At 39.0% G+C, this 22814-nt stretch carries 2 protein-coding genes (1 of these 2 running past the window's edge); both read left to right on the top strand.

The features are described from left to right. Window positions 1-14655, top strand: a complete 14655-nt coding sequence (locus tag PL9631_RS17665) for an amino acid adenylation domain-containing protein (RefSeq protein WP_156090616.1) — start codon at window positions 1-3, stop codon at window positions 14653-14655. Beyond that, the coding region annotated (locus tag PL9631_RS17670) for an SDR family NAD(P)-dependent oxidoreductase (protein ID WP_197046412.1) crosses the window boundary (this coding region is incomplete at its 3' end): on the top strand, window positions 14648-22814 show 8167 of its 14167 nt. 6000 nt of the annotated region lie beyond the right edge of the window. The genes PL9631_RS17665 and PL9631_RS17670, both read left to right, overlap by 8 nt.

Consider the following 22814-nt stretch of genomic DNA (forward strand, 5'->3'; position numbering starts at 1 on the left):
ATGCGAAGTTATATGATCGGAGAAGGGACATTATTAATTTCATGTAGTGAATATCTTATTGAACAAGGACACGAAATTTTTGGTATTGTATCCTCAAATTCGTTAATTGTCAAATGGGCAGAGGGACAAAAAATTCATTTAACTGATCCAACCGACAATTGGAAAGAAATTCTTAAAAGAACTGCTTTCGATTATTTATTTAGTATCTATAGCTTTTTCTTAATTCCTGATGAAGTTTTGTCTTTACCAAGGAGACAAGCCATTAATTTTCATGACTCTTTACTACCTGAATATGCTGGGTTTCATGCGACATCATGGGCTATTATGCAAGGGGAAAAGCAGCATGGAGTGAGTTGGCATTTGATGACATCAAAGGCGGATGCAGGAGGGATTCTTAAACACAAGGTCATTGATATTGGTAAAGATGAAACAGCACTGGAGGTTAATTTAAAATGTTATCAGGCTGGGATTCAATCATTTGCAGAATTAATCGATGATTTGGTTCGGGGAACTGTAAATATTAAGGAACAGAATTTAGATCGAAGAAGCTATTTTCCGCGTTATAAACGTCTGTTGCACGGGGGAGTTGTTTCATGGAAGACAACGGCAGAAGAAATTTATAATTTAGTTCGAGCTTTAGATTTGGGGCCTTACCCTAAACCCCTTGGTGTTGCTAAGTTTCTGGTGAAAAAAGAGTTTTTTATTATTAAAACTTGTTCTGTTTTGCCGTCAGAGAAGAAATCACAGCCAGGAGAAATTGTCAATATAAATGAGCACCAGATTCAAATCGCTACAGAAAACGGGGACATTCTGCTTGAAGAAGTCCTCACAATTGAAGGGGAAGTATTAACAATCAGAGATTTTGTTGAACGTTTGGGAATTTATCAGGGGATGATCCTAACCGAATTAGATACCCAAATTACTGAAAAAATAGATGCTTGCCTGAAGAAAATTACTCCCTATGAGACTACTTGGGTAAAACAATGGGAAAATTATCAGCCTGGGAAGGTCAATTGGTATTTTTCGGAAAATATATCTATTAATTTTAGCGATCGCCCCATTATTTATCAAACTATACCCCTAAAAATTCCGACAGAATTATCAGCCTTTTTCGCTAGTCATCAATCAGAAAATCATCAAGATTTTTTAGCAGCCGCCTTCTTCTACTACCTTGCTAATATCAGCCAACAACAATGTTTTGATATTGGGTATGGAAATCAAGAACTGATTGAAACATTTGAGAAATCGATCGGGTTCTTTGCCCCTTATGTACCCTTCCGAGTTGAGGTAAAATTTAGAAAACCTTTTGCAGAATTTCTGCCTGATTGCCAGAAAAGTCTACAATCAACGAGACAAAATCATACCTATACAAGAGATTTACGGAGTCGATATCCTTCACTTCAGTCAAAAATCCAAAAACAATTATCTTTCCCTATAGTTACGCTACAAATAGACAATCCCGAAGATTATCAACCAAAGGGAGAAGATATTACTTTTATCATCTCTAATCAAAAACTCTCTGGTTATCTCAAGTTTAATACTCAAGTATTAGAACAATTCCAAGTGGAAAAATTCCTTCGGGATTTTGAATTTTTTATCATAACGGATTTCATAACCAATAACTTGATAAAAAATGATGTTTCGCTTCTCAACTCAGCATCCACAGAAATGAACAACTCCGATCGAGATCGAGTTGATCAATGGAGGCTGGTTTATAATCACATCTATGAGGAAGATCGAAAAACCTCCGAACAAGATCCCTTCTTTAACATAAATTGTTGGAAAAATAGTTATACCGGAAATAGAATGTCCGATGATGAAATGCGGGAATGGGTTGCTTCTACGGTGCAAAGAATTCAAGAAGAATGTAGACCTTCTCGCATTCTAGAAATTGGCTGTGGAACCGGACTTATTTTATCTCCTCTGCTTCCTGATGCTCTCTATTACTACGGAACAGATTTTTCGGAAAATGCCCTTACCTATATTCAAGAATCTTACGATCGCAGTTCCGAGAATATCAAGCATTTAGAACTATCACACAGATCGGCTGACGATTTTTCTTCATGGCCTCAACAAACTTTTGATACCGCAATTTTAAATTCCGTTATTCAATATTTTCCTAGTTTAGCTTATTTAAAAAAAGTAATAAAAGGAGTAATAGAAAAACTAGATGCTGGCGGAACTTGTTTTATTGGAGATGTTCGTAACGCTCTTTTATTGCCAATCTATTATTCTTCTGTTGCTTTATTTAACGCCACAAAAAAAACTCCTTTGGAGCAATTAAGGCAACAAGTATTAAGGCGCGAAACTCAGGAAGAAGAACTCTGTGTCGATCCAGATTTTTTTTTCAAAATCGGAGAAGAATTTCCCGAAATTAATCATGTCGAAGTTTTGTTAAAAGAAGGAAATAGTGTCAATGAATTAACCAAATTTCGGTATGATGTAATTCTTCGACTAGGAAAGAAAGAAACAAAATCGGGGGAAATTCCCTGTTTAGATTGGCACAAGGAAAACTTAAATCGGCAAAAAGTTCAGAAAATTCTACGTGGGGATCGACCTCAGTATTTAAAGATTATCGGTATTCCTAATCGTCGCATTTCACAGGATGTAATGGCGTGGAATTACATAAAATCAGCGGCAACTAATGAAACGGTTGCAAATCTACGTCGCAGGTTACAAAAATGGGAAGCGATCGGAGAAACTCCCCAAGATTGGCAGCTTTTGGCTAAAGAAGAAAATTATGCTATAACTATCAGTTGGTTAGGAAGCAATGCTAGAGGCGACTTTGACGTCATTTTTAGATTACCTTCGGCAGAAAAAATCACTCTCAATAATTTGAGAACCACATCTCAACACATAACGACTTCAAAGGAAGAAACAATGTTTTCTGGAGAAAAATATAATATTCCTGTCGAATATCCCAGAGAAAAACGTATGGTGGATTTGTTTGCGGAACAAGTCCGAAAAAACCCAAACGCTACAGCACTCGTTTACCAGAATCAGAAATTAACTTATCAAGAATTGGCGGAACAGATCGATCGATTAGCAACTTATATCCGCAGTCAGGGAGTAAAAGAAGAAGACTTAGTTGGTGTTTTTGTTCAACCTGCGCTGGAAATGCCGATCGCCTTGCTTGCGGTGATGAAAGCCGGAGCCGCATACTTACCATTAGATCCCTCTTATCCTGGGGAACGAATCGCTTATATACTTGATGATGCTCAAGCATCCTGGGTAATCACTCAAAAGGAAATTGTGGCAAACTTACCCAAAGTTAAGAGTAAAATTTTATATGTTGAAGATAGAGAAAAAATAGAGCCAACGGAACGACAGTTAGACTGGGAAAAAGATGGCGATCAAGGAGATTCTCTAGCTTATGTTATTTATACATCTGGGTCTACTGGTAAACCCAAAGGAGTTGCCATTGAACATCATAGTTTGACGAACTTTTTATGCTCAATGGCAAATGAATTCAATTGTGGACAGGATGATTATTTATTGGCACTAACTACCTTTTGTTTTGATATCTCGGCACTAGAATTATATTTGCCTTTAATTACCGGAGGTTGTGTTGAAGTTCTGCCTAGCGAAATTACGCGAGATGGCTTAAGCTTACGAGAAAAAATAGAGAATACTAACTCCATGACTATGATGCAAGCAACACCAGCTACTTGGCAAATGTTGCTGGCAGCTGGATGGGAACCGAAAAAATCACTAAAACTTTTGTGTGGTGGGGAAGCTCTCAGTGAAGAATTAGCACAGAAGTTATTGCAGAAAGAAATACAATTGTGGAACTTATATGGGCCTACAGAAACAACAATTTGGTCTACTTTAGCTAGGATAAATTATGGCGATCAAATTACAATTGGTCGTCCGATCGCCAATACACAATGTTATATCCTTGATGAACAACAAAACCCAGTTCCTGATGGAGAATTGGGGGAATTATATATTAGTGGCGAAGGGGTGGCTAGAGGATACCTAAGACGACCGGAAGAAACTAGGAAAAAATTTGTTAATAATCCTTTTACACCAGAAGGTTCCCCACCTTTATATCGGACTGGCGACTTAGTAAAACGGTTGCCTGATGGACGGATGATCTATGCCGGACGCATCGATTTTCAAGTAAAGCTGAGAGGCTTCCGAATAGAATTAGGGGAGATTGAAAGCGCACTCAGAAAATTAGAAAATGTAGATGATGCGGTGGTTGTGTTGCGAGAAGATGGACTCGATAAACGACTCGTAGCATTTATTTTAGACAAACAGGGACACAGCTTATCTGTTACGAGAGAATGGACGGAAGAACTCAAAGAATGGTTGCCTCAATATATGCTTCCGTCAATCTTCATTTGTTTGCAAATCTACCCACAAACACTTAATCGCAAGATCGATCGCAAATGTTTATCTACAGTTTCTCTCAATAAATTGAAAGAAGATTACGGTTTTCCCCAAAAGTCTTTTAATCAGTTATTGCAACAAGACTTGCGAAAAATCGTTGCTCAAGTTTTAAAACTTGAAAATATATCATTGGACGTCAATTCAAATATTGGAGAATATGGCTATAATTCATTACGCTTTACCAGTTTAAGCGTAGCCCTGAATAAAACCTATAATATTAAAACAAATCCGACGATATTTTATCAGCATTCAACTATCAGCAAAATTGCTAAATATTTAAAAGATAATTTTCCAGAAAGTCTAACACAATATTATCAGCAACATCTGAAAAAACTGTCTTCTGATTCAGAACCACCTAGACAAGAAAACCAGGTTTTACCTGTGTTTGATTCAAAGCCAACTCCCAGTAGAGTGGATGATCCGATCGCAATTGTTGGAATAGGCGGAATTCTGCCAGGGGGAAATACATTGACAGCATTCTGGGAATCCTTACTCCAAGGAAAAGATGCTATCCGAGAATTGCCACAAGATAGACCCGATGGTGATTATTATCGCCAGAAAATGCAAGAAATTGGAATCAAACAAGTTTTGGGCGGCTTTATTGATAATGTTGATAAATTTGACGCTTCTTTCTTTGGATTGTCACCAAGGGAAGCCGAGTTAATCGACCCACGCCAGCGATTATTGTTACAGACAGTATGGGAAGCTATTGAAGACTCAGGCCATAAACCTTCCGATTTTGCTGCTCAAGAAATGGGAGTGTTTATCGGCGCAACTGGAGCGGATTATTGGGAATTGCAGCAACAGCGCAATCAACAAATAGAGGGCTACACTCTTTCTGGATATTCTACTTCGATAATTGCCAATCGAATCTCCTACTTATTCAACTTTAAAGGCCCAAGCTTTGTGGTAGATACTGCCTGTTCCAGTTCTTTGATGGCAGTTCATCGAGCTATACAGGCAATTAAAACGAACTCTTGTGAGTTAGCATTGGCGGGCGGAGTAAATCTCATGCTCAGTCCCCTATTCCATTTGGCATTATCAAAGGGAGGTTACTTAAGTGAGGATAGCAGATGCAAAACATTCGATCGATCTGCCAACGGATACGTTCGAGGCGAAGGCGTTGGGGTTGTGTTGCTTCGTCCCCTCAGTCAAGCGTTAGCAGATGGAGATCCCGTGTACGCCGTGATTCGGGGTTCAGAGGAGAACCACAGCGGTCGGACTAATTCTTTAACTGCGCCAAGTGTAGATTCTCAAAAAGAATTGTTAGTCACAGCTTATGATCAAGCCAACATCGATCCCGATTTATTAGGTTATATCGAAGTTCACGGCACAGGCACTAGTTTAGGCGACCCGATAGAAATCAATGCCCTGAAAGAAGCATTTAAAATTATTTATCAAAAATCGGGAAAAGAAGGAAAAGGAAGAAATAATCATTGTGCGCTAGGGGCGTTAAAAACAAATATTGGGCATTTAGAAACTGCTGCGGGAATTGCTGGTTTGCTTAAGGTTGTGTTAGCGATGAAATATCGTTGCCTTCCTAAATCGCTACATTTTCAGGAACAAAATCCTTATATCGATTTACAGGAAAGTCCATTTCGGATCGTTAAAGATCGGGAAAATTGGCAACGTTTAAAAGATGATGCAGGTCGAGAATTACCCAGACGAGCAGGAGTAAGTTCTTTTGGGTTTGGAGGAGCGAACGTTCATATTGTACTTGAGGAATATTTATCCTTGGCATCAGCAAATCAAAAATCAAAACCCAATAGTAATAATTCTCAATCCTGTTTGGCAGTGTTGTCCGCTAAAAATGAGAAACAACTAAAAGTTTATGCTCAAAAATTGCACGATTTTCTCAAGAATCAAATTGAGAATCATCAAGAATCGATCGCTCTCCGAGATCTGACATACACTTTACAAATAGGCCGTGAGTCAATGACAGAAAAACTGGCTTGGGTTGTGTCGGGAATAGAAGAGTTGCTCGATCGACTTTCCGCTTATCTTCAAAACCGACAAGAAGACCTTTGTATTCGGGGAAGCTCGGAGTCAGGTAAAAAAGTCCCGGCATTTGAGGGAAAAGAAGGAATCGCGTTTATTCAAAGTTTAGCTAAAAGTCAATCTTGGCAGGATATCGCTTCTTTATGGGTGATGGGATGTAATATAAATTGGCAAAGTTTATATCCCCCAAAAAATTACCCGCAACGTTTACATTTACCCACTTATCCCTTTGCCGAAGAGAGCTATTGGCTGCCAAATATAAAACCAGAAAATATAAAATCAACACTAGGAAAACAGACGGAAAATAATCTGCAAGATCATCCATTAATTCAACACCAAGTTGCAGCAGACGGGGGACAAGTTTTTACTAGTATATTGCGAGCCGATGCCTTTTACTTAAAGGATCATATTGTTAATGGAGAAAAAGTGTTACCTGGGGTGGCAACGATAGAAATGGCACGCATCGCTGCCGAGATAGCCGAAGGGAAAAAGGTGCGGAAAATTCGACAAATTGTTTGGGCACGCCCGATTCAGGTGAACAGTTCTTCTTTAAACGTTGAACTATATTTGCGACGGATCGATCGATCCGTTATATTTGAAATTCGGGATGAAAAAGGAGCAGGCAAAAATTCTATTTACACGCAAGGAAAAGTAGTTTACGAAGAAGAAATTCAAGAGTCAAATAATGTAGCCAAAACAATAGATATTGAGGCGATTAAACAAAGCTGTTTAAAACATATAACTGGTAAAGAGATCTATGATCGAATACGTAAATTCGGACTAGAATTAGGAACAACATTTCAACCCATTAGAGAGTTAGTTAGTAACGATAAAGAAGCTTTATCTACTCTGGAATTACCTGATATTTTAGCAGAAGACGCAAACAAGTTCATGCTCCATCCTTCGTTAATGGATGGTGCTTTACAAACCGTGTTGGGGGGCCCTTGGGGGTTAACTTCTTCTTCATTGCACATTCCTTATACAATAGGTGAAGTGGAAATTTTCGGATCGGTAGCTCAATCCTGTTATGTATATGCGGTTTGTTCAGGAAAAGGGATGGCTACCAATAATCGCGGATTTGGCGATCGCTATGATGCCTATATTCTAGATCGAACTGGGAAAGAACTTGTCAGAATCAAAAATTTCCTGTTAAGACCTGTACACAAAAAAAATCAGCCCCCAGTAGAAACATTAGATGTGTTAGATGAACAAGCTTTATTAGACTTAACGCTGAATGATTTAGTTGGCATGGTATCTGCTATTTTGAAAATGCCAAAAGAAACAATTGTCATATCAAGAAACATGAGCGATTATGGATTTGATTCCATCAGTTTTATGGAGTTAGTAAATCCAATTAACCAAACATTTAACCTAGAGATTACTCCCGATTTATTTTTCGAGCATTCTTCATTAGAAAACTTAGCAAACTATTTATGCCAAGAATTTCGCAGCCCATTAATTCAACATTATAATTTGACGGCAAAACCGAAATTATTAGATCCGGTTAAACCATCATTAGAAGCATCTTATATTATAGATGAACAAGCTTTATTAGACTTAACGATAAATGATTTGGTTGGTATGGCTAGTTCTATTTTGAAGATGTCGAAAGAAGCAGTTGTCACATCAAAAAACATGAGTGATTACGGCTTTGATTCCATTAGTTTTATGGAATTAGTTAATCCAATTAACGAAACATTTAACTTAGAAATTACTCCCGACCTGTTTTTTGAGTATTCTTCATTAGAAAAACTAGCAAATTATCTGTGCCAAGAATTTCGCAGCCAATTAATTCAACATTATGAATTGGTTTCTCAACCGGAATTTCCCCAATCTGACTATGTAAATACAATAACTGTTGAAGAGCGAATTAACCATAAAAGTACTGAATTAAAGAACGCGAATGAACCGATCGCCATCATTGGTATTAGTGGTATATTTGCTGGAGCGCAAGATCTAGAATCTTTCTGGCAAGGACTTATCAAGGGGAAAGATTGGATTGTGGAAGTCCCTCCAAGTCGCTGGGATTGGAAAACCTATTATGGCGATCATAAGACAGAGGACAATAAAACTAAGTCCAAATGGGGCGGATTTATCAGTGAGGTAGATGCTTTTGATGCTGCCTTTTTCGGGATTTCACCGCACGAAGCGAGATTGATGGACCCACAACAGAGGTTTTTCCTACAAGCTGTATGGAAAATGGTCGAGAATGCTGGGCTGCAAATGTCCGCTTTATCAGGTACAAAAACCGGGGTTTTTGTGGGCGTAGCTAATACTGATTATGGTGATTTATTGAAAGCTCATGCTCCTTCAGTTGAAGCCCATACATCAACGGGTACTTGTCCCTCAGTTCTAGCCAATCGAATTTCTTATTTGTTCAATTTACGCGGCCCCAGTTTACCCATAGATACAGCTTGTTCTAGTTCATTGGTAGCAGTAAATTATGCCGTTGAATCTATCCGTAATGGTAGTTGCGAAATGGCGATCGCTGGAGGAGTAAATATTATACTCACACCGCATTTTACCCTCTCATTTAGTAAGTCGGGAATGCTGAGTGAAGATGGACGCTGCAAAACTTTCGATCGCAAAGCAGACGGCTATGCTCGGGGAGAAGGTGTTGGGGCAATTTTGTTAAAACCTCTTAAACAAGCAGAAGCAGATGGTAATATCATTCATGCTGTCATTCGTGGCACAGCCATTAATCATGGGGGTCATGCCAATTCACTAACAGCACCCGATCCAAATTCTCAGGCTCAGGTGTTGATTAATGCTTATGAAAATGCAAATGTCGATCCTTCAACTGTTACTTATATTGAAGCACATGGTACGGGGACTAGCTTAGGAGATCCGATCGAAATAAAGGGTTTGAAAAAGTCATTTACAGAATTGCAAAAACGCTGGGGAACAACAAACCCAAAACAATTCTACTGTGGAATTGGTTCTGTAAAAACGCAAACTGGTCATTTAGAAGCAGCCGCAGGTATCGCCGGACTCTTAAAAGTAGTTCTTTCCCTGAAACATGAAAAAGTACCTGGAATTCTTCATTTTCAAGAACTCAATCCTTACATTAACTTGGAAAAAAGTCCATTTTACATTGTTAACCAAACAAAAACCTGGGAGCGTTTACACAATGCTGACGGAGAGCTAATACCTCGACGGGCAGGGGTAAGTTCTTTTGGTTTTGGAGGCGTAAACGCGCACGTTGTTTTAGAAGAATATGAAAAGCCATCCAGTGTTTTTAGGCATTCAAATCGGAACCAAGATTATTTAATCGTACTTTCGGCAAAAACCAAAGAGTGTTTAGGAGAAATTGTTAAAAATCTCTGGAATTATCTTAGAGAAAACCAGTTGCAATCTTACCCAAAAACTGCCATTGGGGATATCGCTTATACACTCCAGATTGGTAGGGAAGCTATGCAGGAACGATTGGCTTTAGTCGTATCGAGCCTTGAAGATTTGATCGACAAATTAGATGCTTATAATCAAGGAATTTCACCCATAGCCAGAGTATTTTCCGGTAGTGTAAAACCGTCAGCAACAAAACTTGAGAAGCAGTCGGAAAAATCAAATAACAGCAGTTTAATTCAGCAAGCTGTTCAAGAAAAAATACTAGAAAAAGTGGCTCAACTCTGGATTTCAGGTGATTCAATTAATTGGAATTTATTATATACAGAGCTTCCGCAACGGATTGAACTGCCGACTTATCCTTTTGCAAAAACCCGTTATTGGCTCCCTATTGATCGCCAAAAAGAACATCAATCCCCAACTACGACAATCATAAATAATGAAACAATCGAGAATCAAACTTCGGATAGAGAAACAAACTTTTTAGAGTTGTATCGATTAGAATGGGTACCCCAATCTTTAAGAAATCAACAATTAAAAAATACTGTCTCTTTACAAATTAGCACAAAAAAAGTATTAGTGGTAACTCCCCCTGAAAACATCTGGCTGGAAAGCTTGTTAGTTAGAGCTTATGCTCAAGATGAAGTCTTATTGATAAAATTAGGGGAGATGGAAAATCCCCAGACTTGGTTGACTAATCTCGATCGTCTGGAAAATCTCGATACTATCTACTTTCTTGGTGGCATACAACCATTTTTATTGGATGAAAATTGCGATCAAATAGACCAATTAGAGCGAAGTCAAGAGTTAGGAGTTTTTTCTTTATTCCGGCTACTCAAAGCATTGCATAAGCGTTTAATGGGAGGAGCACCTTTATCTCTAAAAGTAATTACTTGTGGCGTTCACCGCATTCTTCCTGATAGCAAAATATATCCTTTTGCAGCCAGTATAAATGGGATGAGTATCACCCTTGCCAAAGAATACCCGTTATTAAAGGTAAGCTGTTTTGATATTGACCCGGAAGCCCTCGACAAAAATTACCCGGAACAACAAAAAGAATTTCTGATCAAATCAATTTTAGAAGAGCCAGCATCCGATCGCGGACAAGAGATAGTCCTCAGAGCCGGACAGCGATATGTCCGCACCCTCTACCCATTGGTGCTACCTCACCCTTCACAGGATCATCTGCGAACTAATGGCGTGTATCTGATTCTCGGCGGAATGGGAGGAATCGGATTAACTTTAAGCCAATATTTAGCAGAAAATTATCAAGCTCGATTGATTTTAATCGGTAGGAGCCAACTAGATCGGCAGAAAAAAGACCAGATTGCTGATCTTGAATCGAGAGGAGGTACTGTTTTTTACGGTCAAGCCGATGCTACAAACTTTGATAGTATGAAACAGGTTATTGCCGAAGCTAAAGCTCGATTTGGCTCGATTCACGGAGTTTTCCATTCAGCTTTGGTATTAGAGGATAAAAGCCTAGCTTCAATGGATGAAAATGCTTTACGAGTTGCCTTAGCTCCTAAAGTAAAAGGCAGTGTGATTTTACATCATTTAGTCAGAGAAGAAGATTTAGACTTTATGATGTTTTTCTCTTCCATTCAAACCTTTATGGGTAATCTGGGACAGAGTAATTATGGTGCAGCTTGTGCTTTTAAAGATGCTTATGCTCACTATCTGAATGCAACAGAAAATTACCCAGTTTATATTATTAATTGGGGATATTGGGGAACTGTGGGAATAGTAGCCCAAAAATCCTATCAACAGCGTTTAGCTAAACAAGGTATATATTCTATTCAACCTGAAGAGGGGATAGAAGTTATTCAGCGAATGTTTGGTTCAATCGCATATCAGGCGATCGCCATGAAGACTAGCAGAGAATTTTCAGAAAGCTTAGGCGTAGATCGACAATATCAAGTAGAAGTTTTACCTCAATCTCAATCTATTTTATCTTTAGTTGAAACCCTGGGAACAAAACTTCAGCAATCTATCACAATCGATCCCGAAGTGCTAAAATTCCGCAAGGCTCTCACACAATTAGAAAATTGGGGGACAAGATTTTTATGCAAAGTTATACAAGAGATGGGAGGACTCGATCGAGAAACCCTTCATATTTTACCCCAATATTCTCGTTTATATGACTGTATAGTAGATATCCTAAGCCGAGCAAGTTTGACACAAATTGATCGTCAAGGCAACATTTATTTGCTAAAAGATCGCATTCAAGAAAGGGAATTCTTCGAGCTAGAAAGCGAAAAACAACAATTATTGTCTATTTATCCCAATCTCAAAGCACATATACGTTTATTAGAAGAATGTCTCAGTCATTTTCAGGAAATTTTGACAGGAAAATGTTTAGCAACTGACGTAATATTTCCTCATTCTTCTCTGGATTTGGTAGAGGGGATTTATCAAGGAAATCCGATCGCCAATCATTTTAATCAATTAGTTGCTAACAGCGTAGTTTCCTATATTTTGGCTCGTCTCCCACAAAGAAAGGGCGATGAGAAAATTACCATCCTAGAAATAGGAGCCGGAACAGGTGGAACCAGTGCTGCTGTACTCAAAGCGATCGCACCCTACAGCCATCAAATTAAATATGTGTACACAGACATTTCTTTAGCTTTTGTTAACTACGGCAGAGAACAATTTAGCACAGATTATCCTTTTACGGAGTTTCGCGTTCTCAACATAGAAAAAGAAGTGTCTGTTCAAGGCTTCCATAAAGGAAACGTCGATCTAGTTTTGGCAACTAATGTGTTACACGCTACTCAAAATATTCGGCGAACTCTTTCTCATACTAAGGTATTGTTAAAGAAAAATGGTTGGCTCATACTCAATGAAGCGACCGAAGTTCAAGATTTTGCTACCCTAACTTTCGGTTTATTATCAGGTTGGTGGCTTTATGAAGACGAAACATTTAGACTTCCCGGAGCGCCATTACTCAGCACAAGTATGTGGGAAAACGTTCTGGAGAAAGAAGGCTTTAGGAAATGTGTTTTTCTCAACGATCGAGAAGATTTTGCTAACCTACGTCAGCATTTAATTATTTCTGAAAGTGATGGTTTAGTGAAACAGCAAATTTCCCATCAAGTGAAAGAGAATAATCAAATTGAATTAATGCCATTGTCTGAAATAAAGCGATCGACCCCTCAAGCATCACCTACAAATAAACAACCCAAGGATTTAGTTAAACAAACCGATCATAATTCTGCCGATTTATCTGCAAAAACAGCGAAATTTCTGCAAGAAATAATGAGCGAAATTTTGCAAATGCCTGGGGAAGACATAGATGTTAACACAGCATTTGTAGATTACGGAATGGATTCAATTTTACTCAACCGATTTCATCACATTTTAGAAACAAAAATTTGCATTTTGGCGAAAAGCTTGCTTTTGGAATACCAAACAGTAAAGGAATTAACAGATTATTTGTTATCCGATCGTCGTCAAGAACTCATAAAAGTAATAGGCGGCTCAAATCAAAACTCGGAACAAGAAATCACTCAGAAAAAAGCTCTAACAATTCAAAACAATAACAACAGAAATATTCCTCAGCTAGATCCAGTTACCGAAAACGATATTGCTATTGTGGGGCTTTACGGACGTTATCCCCAAGCTGAAAATCTGACTCAGTTTTGGGAAAATCTAAAATCCAACAATAGTTCTATTACTGAAATTCCCAGAGAACGTTGGGATTATCGAAATTTTTACGATCCCGAAAAAGGGCGTGAAAATAAAATGTACTGCATCCAAGGGGGCTTTTTAAAAGATATTGACAAATTCGATCCTATTTTCTTTGGCATAACACCACTAGAAGCAAAAGCAATGAATCCAGAAGAACGAATTATGCTAGAAATAGTTTGGTCAACTCTGGAAGATGCTGGCTACTCTCGACAAGCCCTAAGTAAACAAAAAGTGGCTGTGTATTTAGGAGCAAATGCCTTTGGGTATCCACTGACAAAAATCAATGGAAATATCAATACTCCGATCGATTTTACCACCTACAATTTACCGAATCGAATTTCTTACTTTTTCAACTTCACGGGGCCAAGCATGGCAATAGATACCTCTTGTTCCTCCTCGCTAACAGCAGTGCATTTAGCTTGTGAAAGTATCAGACGTGGAGAGTGTGACGCAGCAATTGCTGGAGGAATTAATTTATATTTGCATCCATCAAAATACTTGCTACTAAGTCAATTTAGACTGTTATCATCTCAACCATCTTACAACTTATTTTCTCAAGATGGAGATGGATTTATTCCCGGAGAAGGAGCCGGAGCAGTGTTATTAAAATCATTACAACAAGCTGAAAAAGATAAAGATCATATCTACGGTGTAATTAAATCTTCCGCAATACTTCATAAAGGTCGAAGTAATGATTTTCTTTTACCTTCTCCTCACGCACAACAATTGTTAGTAAAAGAGGCGATCGCCAAAGCAGGATTTAGTGTTGAAAGCATCAGTTACTTGGAAAGTCAAGCGATGGGATCTGCTGTGGTAGACTCTGCGGAATGGGCGGGAATCAGTCGAGCTTATCGTTCATTAACCGATCGCACAAACTTCTGTGCTTACGGGTCAGTAAAACCCAATATCGGTCATTTGGAGACAGCTTCCGGTATAGCACAATTAACCAAAGTTTTGCTACAAATGAAACACCGTCAATTATTGCCAACGCGCTTTTCTGCGGAACTCGATCCAGCGATCGAATTAGAAAATTCTCCTTTCTATCTCCAACGGGAACTAAGTCCTTGGCAGAGAATTCGGGTAAAGAAAAATGGCTCATGGCAGGAATTTCCCCGGCGTGCTGCTATCAGTTCTGGTGGCGGTGGCGGAATGCTATCCCATCTTATTGTTGAGGAATACGATCCAGATTATAAAAAATTAGGCATAAAGGAAGAAAACCATGAGTGAAGAACTGATAGTAGTTTCGGCTAGAACAGAAGAACAACTTACCCTATATATTAGGAGTTTAAAAGATTATTTGCTTTCCCAAAATTCAGCTTCTCTAGCTGATATTGCTTTCACTTTACAAAGAGGTAGAGAAAGCTTTGCAGAACGATTTGCTGTAGTAGTAAAGACTAAATTAGAGCTTTTAAATTTGCTCACTATTTACTTGGAAGGCACAGGTTCTCCTGCCATTTTTAGAGGCGGAAAGAAAGAATCTCGGCATCGCTTAGAAGTGACTGCTGAAGAACAAAAACAACTATATGAAAATAAAGATTTGCAAACTGCGGCAACGTGGTGGACAAATCACATTGATATTGATTGGGAACAACTCAATCAACATTCAAATGCTAGACGTATTTCTCTGCCAACTTATCCATTTGAAAGAAAGCGTTGTTGGGTGGATAGTGAAATATCCCAACCCGATCAACCATTAGAAACTGGGGAATTAGTTGCCAATTTTTATAATAAAATGACTCCTTATATGAAAGAGTTATTAGGGACGGAAGATGCCCATTTGATCTTTTCACCTTTGGCAGAGAAGATTGAAGGTTTTTCCTGGTTATTAATTTATAACGAACCCGAAAAACATCCCGAACACGCAGCGATCGTATCGGCTAAACAAAAAGAAGCAAAACGGATTCTTTATAGCGGAATAGATTTTTCTAAAGTATATAAAGTCATGGATATTGGGTGTGGTTTTGGGACAGATTTAATCGATCTGTCTATAACTTATCCCCATATAATTGGTGATGGTTTTACGATCGCATCTAACCAAGCACAAGAGGCAACTAATCGAATCCGAAACAAAGGTTTAGACGATCGCCTAAAGATTTTCTGCAAAGATAGCAGCAAAGATCCCTTTCCAGGTTTCTACGATTTAGCGATCGGTTTTGAAGTTTTTCCCCATATTGAACATAAACAAAAAACCTTTGAAAATATTTATCAACATCTCAACCAAGACGGTCGAATTATTTTAGCCGATTGTGTCGCCAATACCGTCACCGAAATTAATATGCCTAAATTGGCGATGTTTACTAGCACCGCCCCTCAGTACAGTAAAATCCTCAGTGATGTCGGACTGAAACTTATTGAGTGCGTAGACATTAGCGTTGAAATTTGCAACTTCCTAGACGATCCGCAATTTGAAAGTAATTTTGCTTATTTATGTTCTGTTAACCCAATTATTAAACAATTTGAACAAGAATATCGGGGATGGTATAGTTTTGGGCAGGGAATCAAAAAGAAAGTTTTACGTTATCTTCTGTTAACTATTAGCAAAGCGGCTCCTCATGAAACTAAAGAAGAATTGCGCGAAATTAACCAGCATCATTTCGATTATCCAGTGTTTTATAAAGAGGCGAGCGATCGCCTTACTCCCACACCAGAAAACCCCATTTCTGCACATTCCACCATTTTACAAACTGCTCCCTTACCAGAAGAAAAGATCATTACAACTCCTATCGATCGAGTCGATATCAAACTTATTGAAAAGAAACTGGTCGATCTTACTAGCCGAGCGATGGAAATGGAGCCAGATCAGATCAATAGCACGGCTCGATTTGCCGATTACGGAGTAGGCTCTTTGCAAGGTGTATTACTAATAGATGCAATCAACCGTGAGTTTGACTTAAAATTAAAAATTCAAGTAATTTATGATTATTCGAGCATTAGAGATCTCAGCCAGTTTCTTGTTGCTAACTATGGTGAAACACTAATAAAAAATCAAACACTGAAAAGCAATATCCCACAAAGCAATACCCTAAAACAAGAAGTAAGTAAAATTCCCGTCCCAGCAGCAGAGAAAGCTCCCTCAATCACAAATACAACAGATATTGCTGTAATTGGAATGTCTGGGCGTTTTCCCGGAGCCGATAACCTATCAGAGTTTTGGGAAAATCTCAAACAAGGTGTAGATTCGATCGCAGAAGTGCCGCCAAGTCGCTGGGACGTGCAAAAATATTATCACCCCGATCCGCAAAAACCTAATTGTAGCTATAGCAAATGGGGTGGATTCCTACGCGATGTTGATAAATTCGATCCGCTATTTTTTAACATTTCTCCCGCAGAAGCAGAAGTCATAGACCCACAACAACGCCTATTTCTGCAAAGCTGCTGGCATACCCTCGAAGATGCCGGATATGTCGGACAGCGACTCAATAACACGAAATGCGGCGTATTTGCCGGAGTTATTTATAACGATTACAAAGCACTTTTATATAAACAAGGTCTAATCAAAAGTCATGGGCAAGTCATGTTAGGTAATGCTAACTCAATTCTTGCCTCTCGTGTTGCATACTTTTTAAACCTGAAAGGGCCAGTAATGACCATTGATACCGCCTGTTCTTCCTCTTTGATGGCGGTTCACCTAGCCTGCAAAAGTCTCCGGGATGGAGAAGCCGATATCATGCTGGCTGGTGGTGTAACACTGTACCTATCGGAACAACTTTATGTGGAAATGAGTAAAGCAGGGATGGTTTCACCTACAGGTAAGTGCAGAGCTTTTGATAACTCTGCTGATGGACTCGTTGTAGGCGAGGCTGTTGCTGTTGTAGCCCTGAAACTTTTGGATCGGGCTATAGCAGATGGGGACATGATTTATGGAGTGATTAAAGGGTCGGGTACTAATCAGGATGGAAAAACCAACGGAATCACTGCTCCTAGCGGGAAATCTCAATCAGAACTGGAATTAGCGGTATATCAACAGTATAATATTCACCCCGAAAGTATTTCATATATCGAAGCACACGGAACGGGTACTAAATTAGGCGATCCCATTGAAGTAGAAGCCCTTACAGAAGCATTCCGTGTTTATACCACGAAAAAACAATACTGTGCCCTTGCCTCAGTTAAAAGTAATATTGGGCATACCTCCGCAGCCGCAGGAGTCGTCAGTTTGATTAAAGTAATCCTTTCTTTACGCCACAAAATGATTCCTCCTACACTTTATGTAGAAAAGGAGAATACCCATAATGATTTTGCAGAAAGCCCCTTTTATGTCAACAAAAATTTGCGGGACTGGCAACCGAATTTCCCTCATCCCAGAAGATCCGCTATTAATTCCTTTGGCTTTAGTGGCTCAAATTGTCATATTGTTGTTGAAGAATATCAAGAGTTAGTTTCTAGTTTTTTCCCGGCTCAAGAACAGGGAAAACCTGTACTTATAGTCTTATCTGCCAGGAATAAAGAACGACTCAAAGAAATGGCAACAAATTTGTGCCATTATCTCGATGATGCGAATAATATAGACCTGTTGCGTTTAGCCTATACGCTTCAAGTTGGGCGGTTGGCTATGGAAGAACGCTTATGTTTAATTGTATCGAATGTTGAGGAATTACGAGAAATTTTGCGGGACTATGTTGAAGGCGGCGAAGATCGATCGCTAATTTATCAAGGAACTATAAAAGCAGAAGTTGCCGCATCCTTATCATCAGAAGAAATCCGTAAACAAACTCACGTTTCACTTGAGGAATTAGCGAAACTTTGGATTGAAGGAGTAGAAATCGATTGGTTAGCATTGTATCCCAGTCCGACTCCCAAAATTATGTCTTTACCAACCTACCCTTTTGCTAAAGAACGCTACTGGATTCCAGAAAAATCACCAGCAATAAAGGAAGAAGAAAGCCAAGAAGAAAGGGAAAAAGACAACTCAAACTCTGACCCTGTTACTTACCAAAATTTAGAAAATTTTCGTCAAAAAATTGAGGAAGATCTCAAAGAGATTTTGTCAAAAACTTTAAAAATTCCTACTGCCAAGCTCGAAGCCTCAGCACCTTTTGAAAGATACGGCATTGATTCGGTGGCAATCATCAGCTTAAATCAGGAATTAGCATCTCATTTCGGCGAGTTGCCTAAAACCTTATTGTTTGAGCGACAAAACTTATACGAACTTGTTCAGTATTTTATCGAACATCATCAAACCGCATTGCTCAAGAAGTGGGAAAATATCCCAGAAGAAAAACCTCACACCGAATCGCAATCTGTCAAAAGTTCCTCTGCTGCTACTAGAAAATTTGATGTCGATTTGCAGCCAATATCTACAGTTACAGATGTCAGCAGAAACCCTGACAAACAATGCCAAGAAATTGCCATTATCGGGATCAGTGGTCGCTATCCACAGGCAGATAATTTAGAAATATTTTGGGAAAATCTGAAGACAGGAAAAAACTGTGTCACAGAAATTCCTCTCGAACGTTGGGATTACCGTCAGTATTACGATCGAGAAAAAAATAAAAGAGGGAAAAGTTATTGCAAATGGGGAGGTTTCATCAATAATGTCGATCGCTTTGACCCCCTATTTTTTAATATAGCTCCCAAAGAAGCTCAAATCATAGACCCACAGGAACGCCTATTTCTCCAGGTAGCCTGGGAAACGATCGAAGATAGCGGCTATACAAGAGATAAACTTCATACAAAAAAAGTTGGCGTGTTTGTCGGGGCGCTTTACTTGGAATATCAGTTGCTTGGAGTCGAAGAAACCGCTAAAGGTAGACCAATGTTTTTAGGATATTCTCTTTCTTCGATCGCCAACCGAGTATCCTACTTCTTTAATTTTAGCGGCCCCAGTTTAGCTGTAGATACAATGTGTTCTTCCTCCTTAACTGCAATCCATTTAGCTTGCGAATCAATCAGACATGGAGACTGCGAATTAGCTTTAGCTGGCGGAGTTAATCTATCTCTTCACCCGAATAAGTATCTACAATTAGGTCAAAACGGATTTGCTTCCAGTGACGGACTTTGCCGCAGTTTCGGCGCAGGAGGCGACGGTTATGTTCCAGGGGAAGGCATCGGGGCAATATTACTTAAGCCACTAGATAAAGCCATTAGAGATAAAGACCATATTTATGCAATTATTAAAGGCAGTTCTCTGAATCACGGAGGCAAAACCAACGGCTATACTGTACCCAATCCCAACGCCCAAGGTTTAGTGATCAAGGAAACTCTAAAACGAGCAAATGTAAACGCTCGAACTATCAGTTATGTAGAGGCACATGGTACAGGTACGGAATTAGGAGATCCTATAGAAATTTCCGGTTTAATTCAAGCTTATCAACAAGACACAAAAGACCAGCAATTTTGCAGTATTGGTTCCGCAAAAGCTAATATCGGTCATTTAGAAGCTGCTGCTGGAATAGCAGCTATTACCAAGGTTGTTTTACAACTTAAATATAAACAACTCCCACCTTCAATTCACTCAGAAACCGTAAATCCAAACATCCGTTTTGAACAGTCTCCCTTTTATCTCCAGAGAAATCTTGAAACATGGGAAAGACCGATTATTAAAGAAGACGATATCGAAAAGACTTATCCTCTTAGAGCAGGGATTAGTTCCTTTGGTGCAGGTGGAGCAAACGCACACCTAATTTTAGAAGAATATATAGAACCGAGAAACAACGAACAATTAAACACAGAAATAAACGGACAACCCGTATTAATTCTGTTGTCTGCGAAGAATAAAGAACGTTGCACCGAATACGCCAGAAAACTGTTCGATTTCATCTCTGTTTCCTCTTCGTCCTCCGATGTTTTTCCATCGATGCAAAGTATTGCCTATACTTTACAAGTAGGTCGTGAGGCTATGGAAGAAAGATTAGCTTTGATCGCATCGAGTCCAGAAGAACTGCGGGAAAAATTGTGGCAATATTGCCAAAGATTAGGAGAGAACGCAAATTATTACCAAGGTGTTGTACAAAGTTTAGAGACAGAGATGGAGACACTCCTACAAGGAGAAATTGGAGAAAACTTTGTCCGGCAATTGCTTAATGGTCAAGAGTTAGGTAAATTAGCTGCATTGTGGACTAAAGGTGTGAACATTGATTGGCAGTTATTGTATAGTGAACCTAAACCAAAACGTTGTTCTCTACCTACTTATCCCTTCGCTCAAAAACGCTATTGGATTCCTGAAGTAGAAATATCTCAATATTCTAAATCTCCAGCTATTTACTCTCATCCTTTATTAGATGGATTTGATATTCAAGAAAGTGTAGGCATTGGAGCCGTATTTTACAAGAGTTTAACCGATAGGGATTGGATTGTTAGAGATCATCGGGTGAAAAATCAGCCAGTTCTCCCAGGTGTAGGAATTCTGGAAATTGCGATCGCAGCTTTTTCCTCAGTTCAACCCAACAAACAATACAATATTTCTAGAGTTCTCTGGCTACAACCAATAGTAGTAACCCCAGAAGGAAAAAGAATAAATATTCTCATTACCCAAAAAGACCAAGAATTTGGTTTTGAAATTCGTTGCGGAGATATCCTTCACGCTCAAGGTGAGTTCATTTTAGTAACAGAGAAAGAGTGCAGCAAAGAACCACCTTTGTTTATAGAAGAAATCAAAAAACGTTGTTTTCGGAAAATAGACAAAGTAATTCATTACACTAGTTGTCAAGAAAAAGGTGTTGATTACGGAATCCGTTTCCAAGGACTCGAACAAATCTGGGGAAACGATCAAGAAGCTGTTGGTTTATTTCAATTACCAACTTCTTGTGAAAGCGATTTTAAACAATATGAACTTCATCCCACTATAGTAGATAGTGCGCTGCAAGCGATCGCAGGTCTTTTTGATTCTCTGCAAACAAACAGTGGCGAACCAATGCTACCTTATGCTGTCGAAAAAGTAGAACAAATTCGCCCTTTACCAACTCGTGGTTATGCAGTGGTTAAAGTTCTCGGCAATTCACGTTATGATGTAACACTTACAAATGAACAGGGTGAAATCTGTCTTAAACTGAGCGATGTTGTTCTGAGAAAACTTAAAGATCCTTTAGCTGAATTTTTTTATGCTCCTAGTTGGACAATAGAAGAAAATCATCATTCTTCACGACCAACCGAAAAAGAAAGTATTTTGTTGGTGTATCCCCTGCCTTGTTTGCCTTTAGCAGATGCTCTTGTTTTTGCCCATAACAATCATAAATGTTTGCGGTTTCAATTGGGTTTAACCACTAGAAAATTAGGGGAAGATTTGTGGGAGATAAAAGCCGATGATTTACTAGCTTGGAATAACTCCATTCTTGCTTTAAGGGAAAAAATTGGCTCATCTTCTCTCACTATTTACTTTCTGGGCGGGGTTTATAAAAATAGCGAAAATGATGACAATCTGGAAGTTTTAGAACTAAGTCAGCAACAGGGTGTAATGTCACTCTTTCGACTTTTTAAGAGCATGATTTCGGACAATTTTAGCGATCACCTTCGCTTAAAAATCCTGACCAATAGAGTGTATCAAATTAAACTGGGAGAGGCGATCGATCCTTATAATGCCAGCTTACACGGTTTTACCTCCTCCCTCGCCAGAGAATATCCTCAACTCGAAGTTAGTTGCATAGACATTAACCTCGAAGATTTTGCGGTTGAAGTAACAGAAGAAAAACGACAAGCCTACATAACCCCAATCCTAACTGAACCGCCTCACCCTCAAGGAGAAGCCGTAGCAATACGTCAAGGAAAACGTTATATCCGCAAATTACTACCTATAAACCCGCCTTCCGTTTCCAAAATACCTTTTCGCAGCAAAGGCGTCTATTTCATTCTCGGCGGAGCAGGTGGTATCGGCTTAGAACTTTGTCGTTATTTAACGGAAACTGTCCAAGCTAAAGTTATTCTTGTCGGTAGAAGCGAATTAGATACCGACAAGAAAGAAATAATCCGAAGCATAGAATCCAAAGGTGGCGAAATCTTGTATTTAAAAGCCGATGCTACTGATTTGGATAGTATGAAAAAGGCAGTAACACAGGCTCAAAATCGATACAGAAAGATTCATGGAGTTTTTCATTCAGCGATTATCTTAAAAGATAAAACTCTGGAAAAAATGGATGAATCTTCTTTCAGAATGGCTTTGGATATAAAAGTGCTAGGGAGCGTTATTTTACATAAAATCTTTCAAGGTGAAGCTCTTGATTTTATGTTATTCTTTTCCTCTGCGATCGCCTTTTCAGGTAATATAGGTCAAGCGAATTACGCAGCAGGTTGTACTTTCAAAGATGCTTATGCTCATAGCCTCGCTCAAAAACAAGACTTTCCAGTTAAGGTGATTAATTGGGGTTACTGGGGAACTGTAGGAATTGTTGCATCAGAGGATTTTAACAAAAAACTGGCTGCTGCTGGTCTTTATTCAATTCAACCTGAACAGG

Source organism: Planktothrix paucivesiculata PCC 9631 (genome assembly GCF_900009265.2).
Taxonomy (GTDB): domain Bacteria; phylum Cyanobacteriota; class Cyanobacteriia; order Cyanobacteriales; family Microcoleaceae; genus Planktothrix; species Planktothrix paucivesiculata.

Coding starts and splice junctions, on each gene's coding strand:
- PL9631_RS17665 (WP_156090616.1), top strand. CDS start 1: ATGCGAAGTTATATGATCGGAGAAGGGACATTATTAATTTCATGTAGT.